We start from the raw sequence: 14598 nt of genomic DNA on the forward strand, positions 1-14598 counted from the left end.
GCCCTCAACATCGCCAGGCATCACCCCGCAAAGGGCTCAATGAAGAAGAAGCTCAAGCGCGCCGGATGGGACGACGCCTTCCTGCTCTCCATGCTCGGCCATATGCGATAGCCCTGCCCTCAAGAGGGGGAGGAATTAGGGGGTCAATTGCTCCCCTGCGGGGGAGCTCCGGGCGAAGCCCGGTGAGGGGGCTTGCTGAGGGCTGCGCGCGTCACCTCGCCTCTGGGAGAGGAATTGGAGGGATGATGGCTAGGGGCTGCCGATCAGTTCCAGCCATTCCGCTTCGGTCAGGACCTGGATCCCAAGGGCCTCGGCGATCTTGAGCTTGGAGCCGGCGCCCGGACCGGCGACCACGATGTCGGTCTTCTTCGAGACCGAGCCCGCCACCTTGGCGCCCAGGGATTCCGCCCTCGCCTTAGCCTCGTCCCGGGTCATCTGCTCCAGGGCGCCGGTGAAGACCACCGTCTTGCCGGCGACGGCGGTGTCCTGGCGGGGCTTCTCGGCGTCGCGGATGCTCAGTTCGGCGACCAGCTCGGCGACGATCCGGCGGTTGTGGGCCTCGCCGAAATAGGCGGCGGCGGCCTCGATCACTGCGCCGCCCACCTGGTCCAGGGCGTCCAGCTCCTCCATGGCGTCGGGGTCGCGGGCAGCGACGCGGTCCATGGCGGCGAGGAAGGCCTCCGCAGAGCCGTAGCCCCGCGCCAGGACCATGGCGGTCGTCTCGCCGATGTGCCGGATGCCGAGGCCGAAGATGAAGCGGTCGAGGGGGATGGTCCGGCGGGCCTCGATGCCGGCGACCAGGTTGGCGACGCTGGTCTCGCCGTAGCCGTCCATGGTCCGCAGCTCGTCCAGCCGGGCGGCGTCCCGGGCCAGGCGGAAGATGTCGGCGGGTTCGCGCACCCAGCCCCGGTCGAAGAAGGCGGCCAGCTGCTTCTCGCCCAGGCCCTCGATGTCGTAGGCGCGGCGGGAGACGAAATGGCGCAGGTGCTCGATGCGCTGAAAGGGACAGGCGAACTCGCCCGAGCAGCGGCGCACCACGGTCTCGGCGCCCGAGGCGGTGGTCTCGCGCACCAGGGGGGTGGCCAGGGGGCAGGGGCAGACGGTGGGAAAGGCGAAGGGCGGCGGCGGCGGGTCCGGCCGCTCGGAGGCCACCACGCCCACGACCTGGGGAATGACATCCCCGGCCCTCTGCAGAATGACGGTGTCGCCCACACGGATGTCCTTGCGGGCGATCTCGTCGGCATTGTGCAGGGTGGCGTTCTCCACGACCACGCCGCCCACGGTGACGGGGGCCAGGCGCGCCACGGGCGTCACCGCCCCGGTGCGCCCGACCTGAAGGTCGATGGCCATCAGCACGGTGCGGGCCTGTTCGGCGGGGAACTTCCGGGCGATGGCCCAGCGGGGCGTACGGGTGACGAAGCCCAGCCTCTGCTGCCAGTCCAGCCGGTCAACCTTGTAGACCACCCCGTCAATGTCGAAACCCAGATGCGGCCGGGCCGCCTCCATCTCGCGGTAGGCCTCGAGCAGGCCTTCGGGGCCCTCGACCCGCCGCGACTGCGGTGTTGTGGCGAAACCCCAGGCCTTCAGCCGACCCAGGGCCTCCCACTGGGCCTGGGCGAAGGGGGCGCTGACCTCGCCCCAGGCATAGGCGAAGAAGCCCAGGGGCCGGGTGGCGGTGATGCGCGGATCGATCTGACGCAGGGAGCCGGCGGCGGCGTTGCGGGGGTTGGCGTAGGTCCTCTGGCCGGCGGCCTCGGCCTGGGCGTTCAGCTCGGCGAAGGCGGCGTGGGAGAGATAGACCTCGCCGCGCACCTCCACCACCTCGGGCCAGCCCGAACCGGCCAGGCGGCGGGGGATGTCGCCAATGGTCAGGAGGTTGGCGGTGACGTCCTCGCCCACCCGGCCGTCGCCCCGGGTCGCGCCGCGCACCAGGACCCCGCCCTCGTAACGCAGGGAGGCCGAGAGGCCGTCGATCTTGGGCTCGGCCGTGTAGGCTATGGCGGCCTCATCGAGCCGCAGAAAGCGTCGGATCCGGGCGTCGAACTCCTCGGCCTCGGCGTCGGAGAAGGCGTTGTCCAGGGACAGCATGGGGACCCCATGCTCCACCGGCGAGAACTGCTCGGAACGCGAGGCGCCGACCCGCATGGAGGGCGAGTTCTCGCGCACCAGATGGGGGAAACGCGCCTCGATCTCGGCATTGCGCCGGCGCAGGGCGTCGTAGTCGGCGTCGGAAACGACCGGCGCGTCGGCCTGGTGATAGGCCAGGTCGTGGGCGGCGATCTCGTCCGCCAGCCGGGTCAGCTCCTCGGCGGCCTCAGCCTCCGTCAGGTCAGGGATGGCGATCTCAGGCATGCATCAGGGCCCGGGCGGCGGCGCGGGCCTCGTCGGTGACCTCGGCGCCGGCCAGCATGCGGGCGATCTCCTCTTCGCGGGCGGCGGGGTCCAGGGGTTCCACACGCGTGCGCAGGTCCTCCGCCTCGCCCGCCTTGGCGATCCGCCAGTGCGCGGTGGCCCGGGCGGCGACCTGGGGCGAGTGGGTGACCACCAGGACCTGTCCCTCGGTCGCGAGGCGACGCAGGCGCAGGCCCACGGCGTCGGCCACGGCCCCGCCGACGCCCTGGTCGACCTCGTCGAAAATCATCAGGGGCGGTTCCCCGCCCCGCCCGGCCAGGGAGGCCTTCAGGGCCAGGGCGAAACGGGCCAGCTCGCCCCCTGAGGCCACCGTGGTCAGGTCGCCGAAGGGCGCCCCCGGATTGGTCGCGACCTGGAAGACGACGCGGTCGCAGCCGCCGGGCCCGGCGCGATCCGGGGCCAGGGGCTCCAGGGCGACCCGGAACCGGGCGCGCTCCAGCTTGAGGGGCGGCAGTTCCGCCTCCACCGCCCGGGACAGGGCCTCCGCAGCGGCGGTCCTGGCGGTGGTGAGGGCGGCGGCGGCCTCGATGTAGCGGGTCTGCGCTTCCGCAGCGGCGCGGCGGGCGGCGACCAGCTCGGCTTCGCCGGACTCCAGCCGGGCCAGGCGGTCGGCCAGGGCCTGACGGCGCACCGGCAGCTCCTCCACCGCGCACCCCAGCTTCCGCGCCGCCGCCCGCAGGGCGAAGAGGCGCTCTTCGGCCTTCTCCAGGTCGTCGGGGCGGAAGTCGAAGGCGGACGCCGCCGCCTCGACCGCGGCCTCGGCCTCCTGAAGCCCGCTGAACACGGCGTCCAGGGCCGCCTCCGCCTCCGCCAGGCGGCGGACGGCCGGGCCCTCGGCCCCGGCGCCGGCCTGCAGGGCGCGGCTGCGGGCCAGGCCCAGGGCGCGGATGGCGGCGGCAAGGCGCGGGGGCAGGCCCTCCAGGGCCTCGCCGGCCTGATTGATATCGGCCAGGGCCTTCTCGGCGGCGCCGAGGACGGCCCGGGTCTCGGCAAGAGCGGCTTCCTCGCCGGACTCCGGCGCCAGCCGGTCCAGTTCGGCAAGCATCAGGCCCGCCTCCTCGGCTTCCGAGGCGACGGAGGCCGCGTCCCGGCTGAGGGTTTCCAGGGCGGCCTCGGCCTCCCGCCAGGCCCTCCAGGCCTCCCCGGTGGCGCGCAGAAGCGCCCCGTGGCCGCCGTAAGCGTCAAGCAGGTCCCGGTGGGTGCGGGCGTCCAGGAGGCCGACCGTCTCGTGCTGGCCGTGCACCTCGACCAGAAGGGCGCCGATCTCGCGCAAGGCGCCGACGCTGGCGGGCTGGTCGTTGACGAAGGCGCGGCTGCGGCCGTCCGCCGACAGGACGCGCCGCAGGATGAGGTCCTCACCCGGGACGGCGGAAAGCCCCCTCGCCTCCAGGAGACTCCAGACCGCATGACCAGGAGGCGGGGAGAAGGCCGCCGCCGCGCTGGCCTGGGCGGCGCCCCGGCGCACGAGGCCCGCTTCGGCGCGGACACCCGCCGCAAGACCCAAAGCGTCAAGCAGGATGGATTTGCCGGCCCCCGTCTCTCCCGTCAGCACGGTGAGCCCCGGCCCGACGGCGAGGTCGAGGCTTTCGATCAGCACCACGTCGCGAATCCAGAGGCCGGTCAGCATGGGTGCAGGTTCGCCGCGAATCGGCCGGACCGGAAGTCCGCCCGGGACCTGTTCAACCGGCGTCCGGACTGCGGCCCTGGTCCGCAGACTGCGGCGGCAGGGTCTTGGCGGGATCCCTGATGAACGGCAGGGGCAGCCGCCGCTTGGCCTTGCCATCCGGCGTGACGGCGGGTCGAAGGTCCTTCGAGGTCAGCAGGGCGTAAGCCTCCCGGTACCAATAGTCGCCAGGATAGTTGAAGCCCAACACGGCGCCGTTACGCCGCGCCTCCTCCGCCAGACCCAGGGTCAGGTTCGCCTCCACAAGGCGATAGAGGGCCTCGGGAGCGTGGGTGGTGGTCTGGTAACGCTGGATCACGGTCTGGAACCGGCCAATCGCCGCCAGGGTGTCGCCCTGCCGAAGGTAGTAGCGCCCGACCGACATCTCCTTGCCGGCCAGCTGGTCGTTGACCATGTCGATCTTCAGGCGCGCGTCCGCGGCGTATTCCGTCTTGGGGAAGCGCTGGACCACGTCCCGGAGGGCGGCGAGGGCCTGACCGGTCGAGGCCTGGTCCCGGCCCACGTCCACGATCTGGTCGAAGTAGCAGATCGCCTTCAGGTAGTGGGCGTAGGCCGCCGAAGGGTTGCCGGGATAGAGGGAGATGAACCGGTCGGCATCTCCGATCGCCTCGGCATACTTGCCGGACTGGTAGTTGGCGTAGGCGGTCATGAGAATGGCCCGGCGGGACCACTCCGAGTAGGGATGCTGTCGCTCAACCTCGGCGAAGTAGTCGACCGCCTGGCTCCATTGACGGGCGTCCAGACGGGAGGCGCCGGTGGCGAAGAGCAGCTCCACCGGGCGCTCCTCATAAACCAGGCGCGGTTTCCGGGTCTGATTGGCGCAACCGGACAGGAGGAGCGCGACCGCAAGGCCGGCGACGGCCGGGGCGATCCAGGATCTGCGAAGCACGGACACCATCACCTCAAAGGACATGAGCGCGCCCCCGCGCCTGACCGACCAGGGTTCTACACGAGGCCGCCGTCCGCGCCAACGCTCGGCGCGCAGTCTGCGGATCAGACCGCTTCGGCCATCTCTGCGGCCAGGGTCCGGACGCGCCAGGCGTGCGGAGTGGCGAGGAGGGCGCGGACCAAGGCGTTGTTCAGGGCATGACCGGCGAGGACGCCCTCGAACCGCCCGATCACCGGCGCGCCGAGAACATAGAGGTCGCCGATGGCGTCCAGCGCCTTGTGGCGGACGAACTCGTCGGGACGACGCAGGCCCTCGGGGTTCATGATTTCGTCACCGTCGATGACCACGGCGTTGTCCATGGAGCCGCCCCGGGCCAGGCCCATGGCGCGCAGGGCTTCGACCTCATGAAGGAAGCCGAAGGTGCGGCAGTCGGCGAGTTCCCGACGGAAGGCTCCTGCGCCCATCTTCAGGTCTACCGCCTGGCGACCGATGGCCGCAGAGGCGAAGGCGATCTCGAAGGCGACCTCGAAGCCGTCCGACGGACGCAGGGTGGCGCGCTTGTCACCCTCGATGACCTCGACGACGTCAACAATCTCGATGAACCGCCGAGGGGCGCCCTGGGGCTGAAGGCCGGCGCGGTCCAGGCCGCGAATAAAATCGATGGAGGAGCCGTCCATGATCGGCATCTCCGGTCCGTCGATCTCGACGAGGGCGTTGTCGACGCCGGTCATGACCAGGGCGGCCATGAGGTGTTCGATGGTGGAGACGGTCACGCCGGCGGCATTAGTGATCACCGTACCCAGCTGGGTCCTGCACACGGCCTCGCCGCTGACGGCGATCCGGTTGTCCCGGTCCCGGACGTCCGTCCGGATGAAGACCACGCCCGTATCCGCCGGCGCGGGAAGGAGGGTGACCCTGGCCTGTTCGCCGGTATGGACGCCGATCCCCGCAAAGCGGACGGGGCTGCGAACGGTGTGTTGAAACGCAAATTCGGCCAAGACGCGAGCCTCCAGGTCACTCGGGACGGATACACATGCCGTCAGAGGGCAGATAAGGGGCTTGCTGCGGCGCCGCAAAACACGTTGCGTTTCGTAATGTTTCTCCGGTTAACCCCCGTGAATCCTTCGGGATTTCAGGGCATGGAAAGGGCCCGCCGGCAAGACCGGCGGGCCCATGTCATCCCGGGAAATCGGGAGAGGCCTAGTTGGCCAGCCGGCGCAGAAAGGCCGGGATGTCGAGATTTTCGCCTTCGGGCGCCGGCGCCTCGCCCGGCGACTCCACAGGCAAGGCCCCTCCGGCTCGGGGCGAGGCCACGGCGGGTGGCGGATCGATCCTGGCCGGACGCTTCTGACCCCAGAGCCGGAAACCTGTCGGCCGGGGCGGGGGCGCCGTAGAGGCGATGGGGTTGGGGAAGATCCCGTCAAAGTCATCATCGTCAGCCACACTGGGATCGACGATCTTCTTGAGGGTCGGTTCGATCGGGCGGATGGCGGGAGCGGGATCGGCCACAGCCTCCACCGCGGCCGCCGCCTCAGTTGAGGCGGAGAGAAGGTCGCCCTGCTCAGGGGCCAGGAAATCCGGGGCCACCGAGGCCCGGTCGTCAAACAGGGGCGGATCGGCGACAGGAGCCGCTGGCGGCGTATAGGCCGCCTGGGCAGGCTCCGGCTCTGCGGGGGCAGGTTCCGCCGCGCGTGCGAACTGCGGGGACATTGAAGCGTCTACGTTTTCCGAGAAACGGATCGGAGGCGGCTGTACAGTGGTGCGCGCGGCCCGCGGCTCGATCACGGACATCGACGCCCCGTCCATGCCGGTGGCCACCACGGAGACCCGGATGCGCCCTTCCAGGCTCGGGTCAAAGGCGGCGCCGAAGATGATGTTGCCCTCGGGATCCACCTGCTCGGAGATGGCGTTGGCCGCCTCGTCGACCTCCAGCAGGGTCATGTCGAGGCCGCCGGTGACGTTGACCAGGACGGCCTTGGCGCCGCGCAGGGACACTTCGTCGAGAAGCGGATTCTGGATGGCGTTGTTGGCGGCCATAAGGGCGCGGTCTTCACCCTCCGCCTCGCCGGTGCCCATCATCGCCTTGCCCATCTCGGTCATGACCGTCCGGACGTCGGCGAAGTCGAGGTTGATCAGGCCGGGCAGGACCATCAGGTCGGTGATGGACCGGACGCCGGAGTGCAGCACCTGGTCCGCCATGCCGAAGGCCTCGGCGAAAGTCGTTCGCTCGTTGGCGACCCGGAAGAGGTTCTGGTTCGGGATGACGATCAGGGTGTCGACATAGCGCTGCAGCTCGGAAATGCCGCTGTCCGCCAGACGCATCCGGTGCCGGCCCTCGAAGTGGAAGGGCTTGGTCACCACGCCCACCGTCAGGATGCCGCGCTCGCGGGCAGCCTTGGCGATGATCGGCGCGGCGCCGGTGCCGGTGCCCCCGCCCATGCCGGCGGTGATGAAGACCATGTGGGCGCCGTCGAGGTGTTCGCCGATCTCGGGGATGGATTCCTCGGCGGCGCTCATGCCGACCTCGGGGTGGGCGCCGGCGCCAAGGCCCTGGGTGACGGTCACTCCGAGCTGGATGCGGCGATCCGTCTTGGCGAAGGCCAGTTGCTGGGCGTCCGTGTTGGCGACCACGAACTCGACACCCTCAAGGCCGGCGTCGATCATGTTGTTGACCGCGTTCCCGCCGGCGCCACCCACGCCAAAGACGACGATGCGCGGCTTGAGTTCGGTTGCGCGCGGCGCGGAAAGTGCAATTGCCATGAGACCCCTCGCGTGCTCCGTCAGGTTGACCGCCCTCACGCTGGAAAACCCAGACGAACCGGTCCGACGACAGGGTTAATGGTGGCCCTGACGCCCTTAATTCGGGGTTAATTGCTTAGCCCGAGTCGGAGGCTCGTCGAGGCTCGGACGTGCTTTCCTGTGCACAAAATCGACGGTTTGACGACGCACGGGGGGGGAGTCGGAGGCTCAGAGATTGTCGCGAAGCCAGACCGCCGCGCGGATCACGGGATTCGTCCGGGCGTCCATGGGCTCCCGGCGAACGCCGAAATTGACCAGGGCCCGGGCCGGAACCGCCTCCCGGGGACCGAAGGCGGCCCGCTGCAGAACCCCGGCGGCGGCGCAGAAGGCCGGTCCGGAAGCGGCGTCCGCCAGGTGCGGGACCCGGCGTGGGCGACCCAGGCGGACAGGCCGGTCGAAGACCCGCAGGGCGACTTCCCGGACCCCGGCCAGCTGGCTGGCGCCGCCGGTCAGGATCAGGCCGGCGCCCGGTTCGACAGGAACGCCGGAGGCCTTCAGCCGGTCGCGGAGCAGCTCCAGGGTCTCCTCGACGCGGGGGGCGATGATGCCCTTCAGAAGGGATCGGGGCGCGATGACCGGCCCGGCGCCGGGATCGTCCCCGCGGGGCGGCGCCTCGATCATCTCCTTGTCCTCGTTGGCCGAGGCGATGGCAGAGCCGTGAAGGCTCTTGATGCGCTCGGCGCCGGCCCAGGAGGTGGAAAGGCCCCGGGCGATGTCGGAGGTCACGTGCTGCCCGCCCACCGGGACAGTCTCCACGTGTACGAGGCTGCCGCCCGCAAAGACGGCGGCGCAGGTGGACCCGCCGCCCATGTCGATGCAGACCGCGCCCAGATCCATCTCGTCTTCCTCAAGGGCGGCGAGGGCTGAGACGAAGGGCGCTGCGGCGACGCCCTCGAAAGTCAGGTGGGCCCGCTCGACGCAGGTCGCCAGCACCCGGTAGGCGGCCTCGGCGATGGTCACCACCAGGAGCTCCACCCCGAGGGCGCGGCCGAACATCTGGCGCGGATCGCGGATGCCCGCCTGGGCGTCGACAGACCAGGACACGGGCAGAATGTGGATGGCCTTGCGGTCCTGCAGCTTGAGCTGGGCCATGGCCGAACGGATCGCCCGGGCGAGGTCCTCGTCTGAAATCGGCCGGGCGCCGAGGGAGACCCGGCCGGCCACGCGCCGACCCGCCAGCTGTCCACCCGCAGTGGTGACGGTCACCCCCTGCACCCGGACCTCGGCCATGCTCTCGGCGCGCTCCACCGCCTGGGCCACCGCCTCGGAGGCCTCGTCGATATTGATGATGGCGCCGTTGCGGACGCCCCGGGACTGGACATGGGCCACTCCGGAAGCGGTGAGGGTTCGGTCCACCCGTCTCACGCCGTCCGGTTTCATGATGAAGCAGGCGACCTTGCTGGCGCCCAGGTCGACTGCGGCGGTCACCTGGGGCCGGCCCAGCGCCACCTTCAATCCGTCCCGGGACTCCCGACTCGCTTCAAGCATGGTCACCTGGCGCCCTCCATCATCCCCTTGCCGCCGCCTCCGGAGCCTCGGGCTCCGCAGCCGGGTGTGTGACTCCCGACCGCGGCCGCACCGCCACCACCTCCGGAACCCGAAGGTCCAGACGGTCGAAACCTATCCTCATCAGACCGGAGGCGCGGTCGAGTTCATCCAGCCGGCGCAGGGCGGCGGCCTCGCCTTCGGCGGGAAGTTGAATGACGCCGCCGGACCTGAGCCTGAGGTCCCAGCGGCGCTGGTCCACGCGGACCAAGGCCTCGACCTGGGACATGACCGCCGGACGGCGGCTCAGTTCGAGCAGGAGATCCGCTGCGCCCACATTGGCGCCGGGGCCCACCACCAGAGGGAGCCCGGAAAAGCTGGCCGGGTCAGCCTCAGGGATGGGGGCGCCGCGGACATCGATGACCTGCCGGCGGCCATCCACCTGCCAGACGGCGAGCTGACGCCGCTCCACCACCTGGATCAACAGGGTGTCCGGCAACAGCCGCACCACCCGCACGTCGTCCACCCAGCCGACCGACTCGATACGCCGGCGGACATCGTTCAGGTCCAGGCCCGCCAACGGCTGGTCCTTGTAGAGGCCGGCGGCCCTGAGGATGTCGGCGGTGGCCAGGGGCGAGGCGCCCTTCACCCTGACAGCCGCGAGGCGGAAGCCGGCGGCGGCGAGGCGGGAATTGACGTCGGCGCTGATTGTGGCGGCCAGACGGGCGCCCCGCTCGCCTGTCGCGAGGATGACCACGAGGGCCACCAGGAGCACGCCGAGCGCCGCCAGGAGGATGGCCGGGGCGGAAAGCCCGCCTTCCGGCGCAGCCGCCCGGCCCCGGGCTGCGGCCTGCGCCGCGCCCCGTCCGGTCGGCCTAGCCGACGATCCTCCCCGCATGGCCGCGGGCATGGGCGTCCTCCGTCATCCAGAGCACCAGTTGGTCGAACGTCACACCCATCGCGGCGGCCTGCTCGGGGACGAGTGAGGTCGGCGTCATACCGGGCTGCGTGTTCACCTCAAGGAGAACCAGAATGTCGTTAACGTCGTCATAACGAAGATCGGAACGGGTCACGCCCGCACACCCCAGGGCGGCGTGCGCCGCCTCGGCCATCCGCAAGGCGCGCTCGGTCGCCTGAGCGGGAATCCGGGCCGGCAGAATATGAAGCGATCCGCCCTCCGCGTACTTCGCCGCGTAGTCGTAGAACCCGGTCGCCGGGACGATCTCGGTGACCATCATGGCGCAGCCGTCCATCACCCCGACAGCGAGCTCCAGGCCGGGGATGTAGGGTTCGACCAGGACCTGGTCGCCCAGCGACCACGCCTCGGAGGCAATCGCTTCAGGCGGCGAATTGGCGCCGGCCTCGACGATGAAGACGCCGACCGAGGAGCCCTCGGCGTTGGGCTTGATCACGTAGGGCGGCGGCAGGACATGACCCGCGGCGGCTTCATGGCGGTCATACAGCCCGCCTCCGGGCACGGTGACGCCGGCCGCCGCCAGCACAGCCTTGGCCCGGGTCTTGTCCATGGCGAGTGCCGAGGCCAGGACGCCGGAATGGGTGTAGGGCAGGCCCAGGGTCTCCAGCACGCCCTGGACGCAGCCGTCCTCGCCCCAGACGCCATGCAGGGCATTGAAGCAGACGTCGGGCTTCAGCCGGGAGAGAACCTGCGCCAGGTCGCGGCCGGCGTCGACGCGGCTGACCTGCGCGCCCAGCCGCTCCAGGGCGTCAGCACAGGCGGCGCCGGAGACCAGGCTCACCTCCCGTTCCGTCGACAGGCCGCCCAGCAGGACGGCGACATGGCGCCCGGCCAGGGGGCGGATGTCAGGGTCCGACATGCGTGAATTCCTTCCGAACGACGGGGCCCGAGCGACCGATCCGGCGGATCTCCCAGTCGAGGCGAATTCCTGTCCGGGCCTCGACCTCCGCCCTCACCTTCTCGCCCAACCCCTCCAGGTCCGCCGCCGTCGCCTCGCCCGTATTGATCAGGAAGTTGGCGTGCTGGGGCGAGAACATGGCCCCGCCGAAAGCCCGCCCGCGCCAGCCGGCCTCGTCCACGAGTCGCCAGGCGGAGTGACCCTCGGGGTTCTTGAAGGTGGAGCCGCCGGTCTTCTCGCGGATCGGCTGGCTGGCCTCGCGCCGGGCGGTGATCTCATCCATCCGGGCGGTGATGGCCGCCGGGTCGTCGGGCCGACCCTCGAACAGGCCCGCCGTGAAGATCAGGTCGCCGTCGGCGGCCCGGGCGCAGCGGCGGTAGCTGAAGCCCATCTCAGACGCCGGGATGGTGAGGATCCGTCCGTCGCGGCAGACCGCCCGGGCCTCGACCAGAACATCCGCCGTCTCCGCGCCGTAGCAGCCGGCGTTCATGACCAGAGCCCCGCCCACCGAGCCCGGTACGCCCCGGTAGAACTCTAGGCCCGCCAGCCCCGTAGCGGCGGCCTCCCGGGCCAGCTGAGCGTCGAGGGCGCCGGCGCCGGCCAGGATGCGCCGCTCCCCGACCCTTTCGATCCGGGCGAAGGGGCGGCCGGCCAGGCGGATCACCACCCCTTCCACCCCGCCGTCGCGGACGAGGGTGTTGGACCCCACGCCCAGGGGCGTGACGGGCACTGCCGGGTCGAGGGCCGCCAGAAATCCGGCGAGGTCCGCCTCGTCCGCCGGCAGAAAGAGAACGTCCGCGGGGCCGCCCACCCGTAGCCAGGTGAAGGGCGCCAGGGGCTCGTCCTGAAGCAGACGTCCGCGCACGGCGGGAAGGCGCTCCCGCCAGTTCACCTGGAGAGCGCCTCAAGCTGGCCCGGCAGGGCATGGGCCCACGCGGTGATGTCCCCGGCGCCCAGGCAGACCACCAGGTCGCCGGGCGTGGTCTCCGCCTTCACCAGCGCGGCCAGGGCGTCCGGACCGGACAGGGGCAGGACCCGCCGGTGCCCGTGCCGCTTCAGGCCCTCCACGAGGTCGTCCCGGCTTGCGCCCGGCAGGGGCGCCTCGCCGGCGGCGTAGACGTCCGAGACGATCACCGTGTCCGCGTCGTTGAAGCAGGAGCAGAAGTCCTGGAAGAGATCCCTCAGCCGCGAATAGCGGTGCGGCTGGACCACCGCCACGACCCGGCCTGGGGTGACGGCCCGGGCCGCCTTCAGGACGGCGGCGATCTCCACGGGATGATGCCCGTAGTCGTCGATGATGCGAACGCCGCCGGCAACGCCCGTGGTGGTGAACCGCCGGCGGACGCCGCCAAAGCCGGCGAGACCCTTGCGCACCTCGGCCTCGCCCACCCCCAGCTCCCGCGCCACGGCGATGGCCGCCAGGGCGTTGAGGACATTGTGGTGACCCGCCATCGGCAGGTGCAGGCCCTCCCAGCGGTGGGCCGGGCCGCCATGGGGCCGGATCACGGCATCGAAGCGCGAGCCATCTGCTCCCATCTCGATCCGCTCGGCGCGGACCTCGGCCTGGGGGTTCACACCGTAGGTGACCAGGCGCCGGTTTTCGACCCGCGCGGCCATGGCCTGGACCTCGGGATGGTCGGTGCAGACCGCGGCGAAGCCGTAGAAGGGCGTGCTCTCGACGAACTCCCGGAAGGCGCGCCGGACGGCGTCAAAGGAGCCGTAGTGGTCCAGGTGTTCCGGGTCGATGTTGGTGACCACGGCGCAGGTGGCGCGCAGCTTGAGGAAGGTGCCGTCGGACTCGTCGGCCTCCACCACCATCCAGTCGCCCTGGCCCACCTTGGCGTTGGCGCCGTAGGCGTTGATGATCCCCCCGTTGATCACCGTCGGGTCCAGGCCGCCCGCATCGAGCAGGGCGGCGATCATGGAGGTGGTGGTCGTCTTTCCGTGCGTGCCGCCGACGGCCACCGAGAACTGCAGGCGCATCAGCTCGGCCAGCATTTCGGCCCGCCGGACGAGGGGCAGGCGCCGGGCGCGCGCCTCCACCAGCTCGGGATTCTCGGGCCGGATGGCCGTGGAGTAGACGACCGCGGAGGCCCCCTCGACATTCCGCGGGTCCTGGCCGATGAAGATCCGGGCGCCCAGCTTTTCCAGCCGCTCGGTGTTGGCGCTGGCGCGGGCGTCGGACCCCTGCACCGTATAGCCGACCCGCAGCATGATCTCGGCGATGCCGCTCATGCCGATGCCGCCAATACCCACGAAGTGGACCGGCCCCAGATCGAAGGGGGTGGGCCTGCGTCGGTTCATCGCCCGCGTCCCTCCGCAGCCACCGCTTCAACGAGGTCGGCAAGGCGCTCGGCGGCGTCCGGCCGGGCCAGGCTGGCGGCGCCGGCCGCCATGCGGGCCAGCCGGTCGGGGTTTCCCAGCAACTTGACGAGCGCGGCGGACATGGTCTCGACCGTCAGCTGGTCTTCCCGCGCGACCACCGCGCCCCCGGCCTCGGCCATCACCCGGGCGTTCTGGCCCTGGTCGTCGTCGAGGGCGACGGCGAGGGGGACCAGTATGGCGGGGCGACCGGCAATGGCGAACTCGCAGACCGATCCGGCCCCCGAGCGGCCGATCACCAGGTGGGCGGCCTTCAGCCGGCTGGCCATGTCCCGGAAGAAGGGCGCGATCTCGGCCTTCACATTGGCGTCGGCGTAAGTCCGGCGGGCGAGGTCGAGGCTCTCCTGGCGGGTTTGCTGTTGAACCTCCAGCCTGAGACGCAGCGCCTCCGGCAGGGCCGCGATGGCCGCCGGCATGAGCTCGGACAGGAGGCGGGCGCCCTGGCTTCCGCCGGTGATCAGCAGGCGGATGGGGCCCGTCTCGCCAGGCGGCGAATAGGGCGTCCCGGCGATGGCGCGGATCTCCGCCCGCACGGGGTTGCCGACCACGACAGCGCGCTCGGCCACGCCGGGCGGCGCCTTCTGCAGGATCGGAAAGGCGCAGGCCACCGCGCGGACCCGCCCGGCAAGCCGCCGGTTGGCCCGGCCCATGACCGCGTTCTGTTCGTGCAGCACGGTCGGGCGGTGCTGGGTCAGGGCGGCCAGGAGCCCCGGCGCCGAGGGGTAGCCGCCGAACCCGACCACCACGTCCGGCCGGATCTTGCGGAAGGCGGCCCGGGCCTGCAGCACCCCGGCGAAGATGGCCAGGCCGGCGCGGGCCATGCCGATCAGGTCGCCGGGACGGTAGCTGCGGGCGGACAGGCCGATCCTCTGCTCGGCGGGGAAGGACTCCGTCAGGGCGGCCACCCGCTCGTCGCTGGCCAGAACAATCCGCCAGCCGCGGGCGATCAGCGCCTCGGCGAGGGCCTGGGCCGGAAACAGGTGGCCCCCGGTTCCCCCGGCGGCGACAACGGCGATCTTCTGCATGGGCGGGGTTTACGGGAGTCCCTGGCGATTGGGTAGGGGGCGGGACCG

General features: G+C 71.2%; 11 protein-coding genes and 1 pseudogene. 1 reads left to right on the plus strand and 11 read right to left on the minus strand.

All coding sequences use genetic code 11. The annotated features are described in order from the left end of the window. Positions 1 to 111: pseudogene (locus tag IM632_RS05965) on the plus strand (ISAs1 family transposase); the annotation flags it as partial. Positions 112 to 249: 138 nt separating this feature from the next. Here IM632_RS05965 and ligA read toward each other — a convergent pair. From ligA to murG, 11 genes are all read right to left on the minus strand, one after another. Further along, entirely contained in the window at positions 250 to 2352 is a 2103-nt protein-coding gene (gene ligA / locus IM632_RS05970; protein ID WP_296483617.1) for an NAD-dependent DNA ligase LigA, read from the minus strand. After that, positions 2345 to 4039 (minus strand): DNA repair protein RecN, encoded by a 1695-nt coding sequence (locus tag IM632_RS05975; protein ID WP_296483620.1) that lies wholly within the window; start codon positions 4037 to 4039, stop codon positions 2345 to 2347. The genes ligA and IM632_RS05975 overlap by 8 nt, the downstream gene beginning before the upstream one ends. A gap of 52 nt (positions 4040 to 4091) precedes the next feature. After that, positions 4092 to 5009 (minus strand): outer membrane protein assembly factor BamD, encoded by a 918-nt coding sequence (locus IM632_RS05980; protein WP_296483623.1) that lies wholly within the window; start codon positions 5007 to 5009, stop codon positions 4092 to 4094. An 80-nt stretch (positions 5010 to 5089) separates the two neighbouring features. Further along, complete coding sequence (lpxC, locus tag IM632_RS05985) at positions 5090 to 5983, minus strand: UDP-3-O-acyl-N-acetylglucosamine deacetylase (protein ID WP_296483626.1); 894 nt, start codon at positions 5981 to 5983, stop codon at positions 5090 to 5092. Positions 5984 to 6185: 202 nt separating this feature from the next. Beyond that, entirely contained in the window at positions 6186 to 7745 is a 1560-nt protein-coding gene (gene ftsZ, locus IM632_RS05990; RefSeq protein ID WP_296483628.1) for a cell division protein FtsZ, read from the minus strand. 207 nt (positions 7746 to 7952) lie between these two features. Beyond that, entirely contained in the window at positions 7953 to 9278 is a 1326-nt protein-coding gene (gene ftsA / locus IM632_RS05995; protein ID WP_296483630.1) for a cell division protein FtsA, read from the minus strand. A gap of 13 nt (positions 9279 to 9291) precedes the next feature. Beyond that, positions 9292 to 10179 (minus strand): FtsQ-type POTRA domain-containing protein, encoded by an 888-nt coding sequence (locus tag IM632_RS06000; RefSeq protein WP_296483633.1) that lies wholly within the window; start codon positions 10177 to 10179, stop codon positions 9292 to 9294. Then, positions 10145 to 11104 carry a D-alanine--D-alanine ligase gene (locus IM632_RS06005; RefSeq protein WP_296483635.1) on the minus strand — a complete coding sequence of 320 codons (960 nt, stop codon included), beginning with the start codon at positions 11102 to 11104 and terminating at the stop codon, positions 10145 to 10147. The genes IM632_RS06000 and IM632_RS06005 overlap by 35 nt, the downstream gene beginning before the upstream one ends. Further along, positions 11091 to 12035 (minus strand): UDP-N-acetylmuramate dehydrogenase, encoded by a 945-nt coding sequence (murB, locus tag IM632_RS06010; protein WP_296483636.1) that lies wholly within the window; start codon positions 12033 to 12035, stop codon positions 11091 to 11093. Before murB ends, IM632_RS06005 begins: the two co-directional genes overlap by 14 nt. Continuing rightward, a complete protein-coding gene (gene murC, locus IM632_RS06015) occupies positions 12032 to 13447 on the minus strand; it encodes a UDP-N-acetylmuramate--L-alanine ligase (protein ID WP_296483639.1) in 1416 nt (471 codons plus the stop codon). Before murC ends, murB begins: the two co-directional genes overlap by 4 nt. Beyond that, the gene (gene murG, locus IM632_RS06020; protein ID WP_296483643.1) at positions 13444 to 14550 is read right to left on the minus strand and encodes an undecaprenyldiphospho-muramoylpentapeptide beta-N-acetylglucosaminyltransferase; all 1107 of its coding nucleotides are present in this window, start codon (positions 14548 to 14550) and stop codon (positions 13444 to 13446) included. Before murG ends, murC begins: the two co-directional genes overlap by 4 nt. Positions 14551 to 14598: the final 48 nt, after the last annotated feature.

The organism is Phenylobacterium sp. (assembly GCF_020402505.1).
In the GTDB taxonomy this organism is placed as follows: Bacteria; Pseudomonadota; Alphaproteobacteria; order Caulobacterales; family Caulobacteraceae; genus Phenylobacterium.